Origin of the sequence: Synechococcus sp. H55.11, assembly GCF_047462475.1 — a bacterium.
GTDB lineage: Bacteria > Cyanobacteriota > Cyanobacteriia > Thermostichales > Thermostichaceae > Thermostichus.
Map to the genome: position 1 here is coordinate 46,499 of NZ_JANSJI010000287.1, position 6,594 is coordinate 53,092.

Annotated in this window: 7 protein-coding genes; 4 read left to right on the forward strand and 3 right to left on the reverse strand. The window is 60.7% G+C overall.

From position 1 onward, the window contains the following. Window positions 1-1,003: serine/threonine protein kinase (locus tag NW853_RS11650; RefSeq protein ID WP_414349086.1), on the reverse strand; the 1,003-nt coding region annotated here is incomplete at its 3' end. Between the two features lie 141 nt (window positions 1,004-1,144). On the opposite strand from NW853_RS11650, the gene NW853_RS11655 reads away from it, so the two are divergent. Next, complete coding sequence (locus NW853_RS11655; protein ID WP_414335749.1) at window positions 1,145-2,002, forward strand: inositol monophosphatase family protein; 858 nt, start codon at window positions 1,145-1,147, stop codon at window positions 2,000-2,002. Here NW853_RS11655 and NW853_RS11660 read toward each other — a convergent pair. After that, a complete protein-coding gene (locus tag NW853_RS11660) occupies window positions 1,957-2,940 on the reverse strand; it encodes a glycosyltransferase family 2 protein (protein WP_414335750.1) in 984 nt (327 codons plus the stop codon). The two genes, NW853_RS11655 and NW853_RS11660, sit on opposite strands and share 46 nt — an antisense overlap. A gap of 61 nt (window positions 2,941-3,001) precedes the next feature. Beyond that, window positions 3,002-4,069 carry a uroporphyrinogen decarboxylase gene (hemE, locus tag NW853_RS11665; protein ID WP_414349087.1) on the reverse strand — a complete coding sequence of 356 codons (1,068 nt, stop codon included), beginning with the start codon at window positions 4,067-4,069 and terminating at the stop codon, window positions 3,002-3,004. 230 nt (window positions 4,070-4,299) lie between these two features. On the opposite strand from hemE, the gene crtE reads away from it, so the two are divergent. The 3 genes from crtE (at window position 4,300) to NW853_RS11680 (ending at window position 6,380) form a co-directional block, all read left to right on the forward strand. Beyond that, complete coding sequence (crtE, locus tag NW853_RS11670; RefSeq protein WP_414335754.1) at window positions 4,300-5,193, forward strand: geranylgeranyl diphosphate synthase CrtE; 894 nt, start codon at window positions 4,300-4,302, stop codon at window positions 5,191-5,193. Window positions 5,194-5,276: 83 nt separating this feature from the next. After that, the gene (locus tag NW853_RS11675) at window positions 5,277-5,738 is read left to right on the forward strand and encodes a divergent PAP2 family protein (RefSeq protein WP_414335755.1); all 462 of its coding nucleotides are present in this window, start codon (window positions 5,277-5,279) and stop codon (window positions 5,736-5,738) included. A gap of 42 nt (window positions 5,739-5,780) precedes the next feature. Beyond that, complete coding sequence (locus NW853_RS11680; protein ID WP_414335757.1) at window positions 5,781-6,380, forward strand: hypothetical protein; 600 nt, start codon at window positions 5,781-5,783, stop codon at window positions 6,378-6,380. The last annotated feature ends 214 nt before the right edge of the window (window positions 6,381-6,594 follow it).

Here is a 6,594-nt window from a genome sequence, read left to right on the forward strand (position 1 = left end):
CCTGCTGGCCAAACCCCGCAGGGATCCGCTGAAGAGAAACCTGTTGAGGAGGAGCCGAGGAGGCGGGAGGCGGGATCTGATCCCCATAGACGGCTCGGAGCTGCTGGGCCAGCTCCTCCATGGTGGCCGGGCGAAGGGCAGGGTCTTTCTCCAAGCAACGCAGCACCACCCTTTCCAGAGCCTCAGGGATGGGGTGGGGCAGCGGATGGTCTTGAAAGGGGCGGGGCTGTTGGAAGTTGTGGACGTGGTACCAGCCCTGCAGGGTATCGGTCTCCGGCTCGAAGGGCAGGGCACCGGTTAACAGCTCGTACAGCACCACCCCCAGCGAATAGATGTCGGAGCGGGCATCCAGCTTCTCTCCCCGCATCTGCTCCGGGGAAGCATAGACCATCGTGCCCAAAAAATACCCGGTTTGCGTCAGGCCACGGGAGGTCTCCCCCATGAGCTTGGAAATGCCGAAGTCGAGGATCTTGACCCGTTCCTTGCCGTCGGGCCCTTTTTGCACAAAGATGTTGCTGGGCTTGATATCGCGGTGGATGACTCCTCGAATCGAGTGTTTGCCCAGATCCATGTGAAAGTTGTGGGCGTGGTGCAGGGCCGAGCAAATTTGCAATGCCAAGTTCACCACCCGCTCTGGGCGCAAGGGGCCTTCCCGTGCCAACACATAGTCCAACCCCTGGCCGGTGTAGGGTTGGGCATTCAGGTACTCCATCACCAGGTAGGGCTGGTTTTGGTAGAGGCCATAGGAGCGCACCTGCACAATGTTGGGGTGCTCGCCCAACAGAGCGCTGACCCTGGCCTCGTCCAGGAAGCGCTGCTGCAGTTGCTGGTAATACTCCGGCTCCATGTCTGGCGGCGGCGGGCGCAACAACTTGACGGCCACCGGCTCGTCATTCAACTGGGTATCCACCGCCTCGAACACATTGCCGTAGCCACCCTCGCTGATGTGGTGGGTCAGTCGGTAGCGGTTGCCGATCAGTTGTCCAATGAGGCGCTGGTTCATGGAGGAGGACGGCCAGCCGAGGAGAGGACTTACCTAAATGATTCTAGTCAGCTTGAGGGCGCAAGACCTGTTTGTGAGGGATCCGCTGCCATTGCCAACCTTTTTCGCCCCAAAAGCTGGGGATCCCGCTAGGATTGGGGCATGGGTGCTCTTTGTGAAACCGCCTCTCCCTCCCCCTTCTGGCTGGAGGTTACCGAGTTTGCCCTGCAGGCCACGGCAAGGGTCGGATCGCAGCTCTTGGCAGACTTTGGCCAGGCCTCCTCTACGGAAAAAGCGGACGGCAGCTTGGTAACCGCTTCTGACAAATGGGCAGATGACACGTTTCAAAAGGCAATTGCCGCGGCCTATCCGGCTCACGGCTACCTGAGCGAGGAGTCCAACCACATTTTCCCGGAGGAAGAGTGGTGCTGGGTGGTGGATCCCTTGGATGGCACCACCAATTTTGCCCGCGGGATCCCCATCTGGGGCAGCTCGCTGGCGCTGTTGCACTGGGGCGTGCCCGTGTTTGGCTGTGTGCATCTGCCGCCCATCCGCCAGACTTTTTACGGCTACTGGCCTCAGTTTGCGGGCGATGCGCCGGCAGGAGCTTTTCTCATCCGCCACGACCGGGATCCCGTCCGTCCTCGGCCCATCCACCCCAGCACCGCCCCACCCGGCCCCAACCAACTGTTTAATTTTTGCTCCCGCAGCAGCCACTGGATTAGCCCGCAATTTCCCTGCAAAGCGCGGATGTTGGGGGGCGCTGCCTACAACCTGCTGGCGGTGGCCAGCGGCAGCCTTTTGGGAGCGGTAGAACGCTCACCCAAGATCTGGGATGTGGCGGCGGTGTGGGCCATCGTCAAGGGGGCCGGCGCCGTTTGGGAGCCCCTTGGCCCTGCTGACCCGGATCCCGGAAGGCCGTTGATCCCCGGCAAGGACTATGGCCGGCTGACCTATCCGACGCTGGTGAGCGCTCAGGACAGGTGGATCCCGCTATTTCGGGCTTTCATTGCTCTGTAGCTCTCGTAAACCGCCTGGACGTTGTACCAGTTGAGGAAGCAAACCCGACACAGCTCCAAGGCCAACTGCGAGCGGCCTTGCCGGATCAACCAGCGCAGCAGCGGCTCTAGCCGCTTCTCGTTCAGCCAGCCCCCCAGCGACAGCAGGCCCCATAGGCATTGATGCAGAGGCGTCAGTTGGATCATCAGGCGCACGGCCCAAGTGGGGTGCTTTTGGTAAAAGAGGATGCCCATGCGGCCCCGCTGCCGCTCCCGCTCGATGAGGGCTGGGATTTGCGCTAGCTCGAAGGGCGGATGCCAGTGGTAGCCGGTGGCCTGGGGGCACTTGACCAGGCGCAGGCCCAGGTGCTTCAGCCGCACCCCCAGCTCCAGGTCTTCCCAGCCGTAGAGGTGAAACCGCTCGTCAAAGGGGCCGGCAGGGGTTTCACAAGCCCGCTCCAGCCAATGGCGGGCGATGGCCACATTGCCGGTGGCAAAGAAGGCTGCCGAAAAATCGGTGGGCTTGAAGGGCTCGGAGCAGGGATCCTGGAAATTGCAGGTGTTGATCACCCGCCCATAGGTGAAGACCTTGGCTTCCTGGAGCGAACTGGGATCCCCCTTGACGCCGTGTCGCCGCAGCATCTGGGCATGAGCGGCCAAGAAATGATCCACCACCACCAGGTCGCTGTCGATAAAAACAATGATGGATCCCTGGGCATGGCGAAACCCCAGGTTGCGGGCGGCAGCAGGGCCGCGGTGTTCTTGGCACAAAAGCTTTATCGGCGGCAAATCTGGCGGCTGGCTCTGCAGCCATTCCACCGTGCCGTCGGTGGAGCCGTCGTCCACCACCACCACCTCGTAGCCGTTGTAGGGGCCAGGCTGCTGCTGGGCCAAAGCCTGCAGACATTTCTGCAAGATGGGACGGCGGTTGTAGGTGGGGATGATGACGCTGATGTACACCGGGGATCCCTGGCTCGTAAGGCAAACCCTACTCCTAGAGTCAAGGGGTTTTTCTATACGGCTAGAGAGCTTTGAGCAGCTCTGCCGATTGGCGCACCGTCTCGAAAAAGTGATGGACATTGGCCTCCGGAGTGGTGTGGTGCACGCCGTGGCCCAGGTTCATGATGTGGCCGCGGGGTCCCGCCTTTTGAATCACCTCCAGGGTGCGCTGCTGGATGAATTCCGGGGATCCCAGCAACACCATCGGGTCGAGATTGCCCTGCACCGCCAGGGATCCCAGGCGGGCCCTGGCCTCGGCCATGTCGCTCATCCAATCGAGGCTGAAGACATCGATGCCAGCTTTGCCCACCCGCTCCAACAAAGCGGCGCTGCCGTTGATGTAGAGAATGAGCGGCACCTGCGGATACCGAGCTTTCACCTGATCCACAATTTGCTTTTGGTAGGGCAAGGCCCAAGCTTCGTAATCGCCGGGGCTGAGCTGGCCAGCCCAGGTGTCAAACAACTGCACCACCTGGGCACCGCACTCGATCTGGTAGATCACGTAGCGGGCAATGCTATCCGCCAGCTTGCTCAGCAACTGATGCAACATCTGCGGCTGAGTGAAGGCCAGGCTCTTGATATGGGCATAGTCTTTGGAGCTGCGGCCCTCTACGGCGTAGCAGGCCAAGGTCCAAGGGGAGCCGACAAAGCCCAGCAGCGTTGCCTTCCCTTCCACCTCGCGGCGCAAGGTGCTGAGTATGGTCTTGATAAAGGGCAGGCTTTCTTCCGGCTCTAAGAGACGGATTTGGTCGATTTGGGCCTGGGAGCGGATTGGCGGGTCGATGATCGGCCCCTGCTGCTCCACCAGCTCAAAGGGGATCCCCATGCCCTCAAGGGGGGTGAGGATGTCGCTGAACATAATGACGCCGTCGGGGGCAAAGGCGCGAAACGGCTGCAACGAGATCTCAATCGCCAGCTCCGGGATCTCGCAGCGCTGCTTGAAGGTGTATTTGCTCTGCAGCTCACGGTAGACCGCCATGTAGCGCCCCGCCTGGCGCATCATCCAAACCGGAGGACGATCCAGCACCTCCCCACGGGCCGCCCGCAGCAGACGGTCGCCATCGCCAAGCTGAGCAGATGAGTGGGACATAAGAAGACCAAGCCGGCTGAAGATCCTTAATGCATCCTGACATTGGGGGGACGGCTAGCGCAAGCTTGCGGATCCCCTATGCCGCCGCGTGCAGGGTATCAAGATAGAGTTTTAGCGGCTCAAGCAGGGATCCCGACCTGGAGTGGACATGAGATAATGTCGGCTTGCAAGCCTGTTGTAGAACTACTCGACAGGGATCCCCCCATTGCCGAGTTGAGAGGAAACCCCGCTTGGTTGCCCAAACCTTTGACCTGAAAGTCTATCTGAGCCGGCGTCAGCAACAGGTGGAAGAGGCGCTTTCTGCAGCTCTGGTTCCCGCCTATCCGGAGCGCATTTACGAGGCGATGCGCTACAGCCTGCTGGCGGGGGGAAAACGCCTGAGGCCGATCCTCTGTCTGGCGGCCTGTGAGTTGGCCGGCGGCTCCGTGGAGCAGGCCCTGCCCACTGCCTGCGCCCTAGAGATGATCCACACCATGTCGCTGATCCATGACGACCTGCCAGCCATGGACAACGACGATTTTCGCCGCGGCAAACCCACCAACCATAAGGTGTTCGGCGAAGACATTGCCATCTTGGCGGGAGATGCGCTGCTGGCTTTTGCCTTTGAGCATATTGCCAGCCAAACTCAGGGGGTACCGCCGCAGTTGGTGCTGCAAGTCATTGCCCGCATTGGCCACGCAGCGGCGGCAACCGGCTTGGTGGGGGGCCAGGTGGTGGATTTGGAGTCGGAGGGCAAAGCCATTTCCCTGGAAACTTTGGAGTACATCCACAGCCACAAGACGGGCGCTCTGCTGGAAGCCTCGGTGGTCTCAGGCGGGATCCTGGCAGGGGCTGATGAAGAGCTGCTGGCCCGCCTGGGCCACTACGCCCGCGACATTGGCTTGGCTTTTCAGATCGTGGACGACATTTTGGATATCACTGCCACCAGCGAGCAACTGGGCAAAACGGCAGGCAAGGATCAAGCTGCCGCCAAAGCCACCTACCCCAGCTTGTTGGGCCTAGAGGCTTCCCGGCAAAAAGCCGAGGAGCTGATCCAATCGGCCAAGGAGGCGTTGCGCCCCTACGGATCCCGGGCCGAGCCACTGTTGGCCCTGGCAGATTTCATCACTCGCCGTCAGCATTAGGACAGGACAAAAGGACAAGATTCAGATGGGATCCCTGTCCCCCTGTTAAAGACCCTGGTCGCGTTCTGGTGCCGGAGAGCTCTATGCTGCAACAGTTGATGGCCAACCACGTCCTCTGGGTTGCTCTGCTGGCCAGTGGTTTGGCCCAGGCCATGAAGCTGATCCTGGCCTATGTGCGGTCGGGCAAGCTCGACCTGCGGGTCTTGGTGGAGACGGGGGGGATGCCCAGCTCCCACGCGGCGCTGGTGACGGCTTTGTCGGTGGGGGTGGGGATCCAGGAAGGCTGGGACAGCCTGCTGTTTGCGGCGACGGTGGTTTTTGCTTTGGTGGTGATGTACGATGCTGCTGGGATCCGCCAGGCCGCCGGCAAGCAGGCGCGGGTGCTGAACCGTCTCCTGGAAGAATGGTTTGAAGAGAAGGGCGCCGATCGTTTCCAAGAACCTTACCTGAAGGAGTTGCTGGGCCACACGCCTGTTCAGGTTATTGCCGGCGCTGCTTTGGGAGCAGCGTGTATCACCTTGTCGTTTGCCCTGGGAGTCAACTGACGACAATTGGGGCATGCTAGAGCAGAAGGAGTGCGGATGGTCATGAGTTCTCAACCGCGTCCGATCCAGCGTTGCCCCGCCTGTGGCAAGCCGATCCCGGCCTATCGATATAAGTCCCCCTACTGCGACCACTGCGGCTGGCGGGCGGCCTCAGCCGGAAAAGGTGGATCTGGGGGCCAGAGAGTCAGAGCTCAGGGGAATAGGATTCAACAACACCTGCAGCGCCTCAGCCTGCCCCCTCTGTTGCAGCCGCTGTTGAAGTTCGACTTTTACCTCTATCTGGGCTGGGGGATCAGCCCTCTGTTTCCGCTGGTGGTGGAGCGACCGCTGCTGGCCGAATCCAATTACCTGTTGTTGATCCCCCTTCTGTTGAGCTGGGGGCTGCTCTATCTGGCGGTGCGGGATCTGCCCCTGCCCCAGGACTTGCGGCTGCCGCGGCTGCTGTTGGATGTGGCGTTTATCCTGCTGCCCTTCTTCCAAAAAATCAACGTCTCCAAAGCCCCCAACCGACCCTACTGGAATGCCCTGCTCATCTGGGTCATCGGGATTTTGCTGGCTGCTGCCTTGTGGCTGTGGAGCTTCAGCCTGCTCTTGACGGCGGTGACGTTGCTGTTGACCAGCTTCTGCACGCTGCTGTTCTAGCCGAGATGGTTGACAAACACTCCAGCCTTCCATGAGCACTCCTGCATAGGCAAAACACGCAGCTCAGCTTTGACACTCCCGCTGACTATCGCAACCCTTGCATGGGAGTTCTGTAGCCAAGCGGGATCCTACCTACGCAAGAGATAGTCATTTCAAACAGCAATGAAACGTTTCTCTATGTCATTATTGCTACGCAACGCTGTCGCGAACGCGC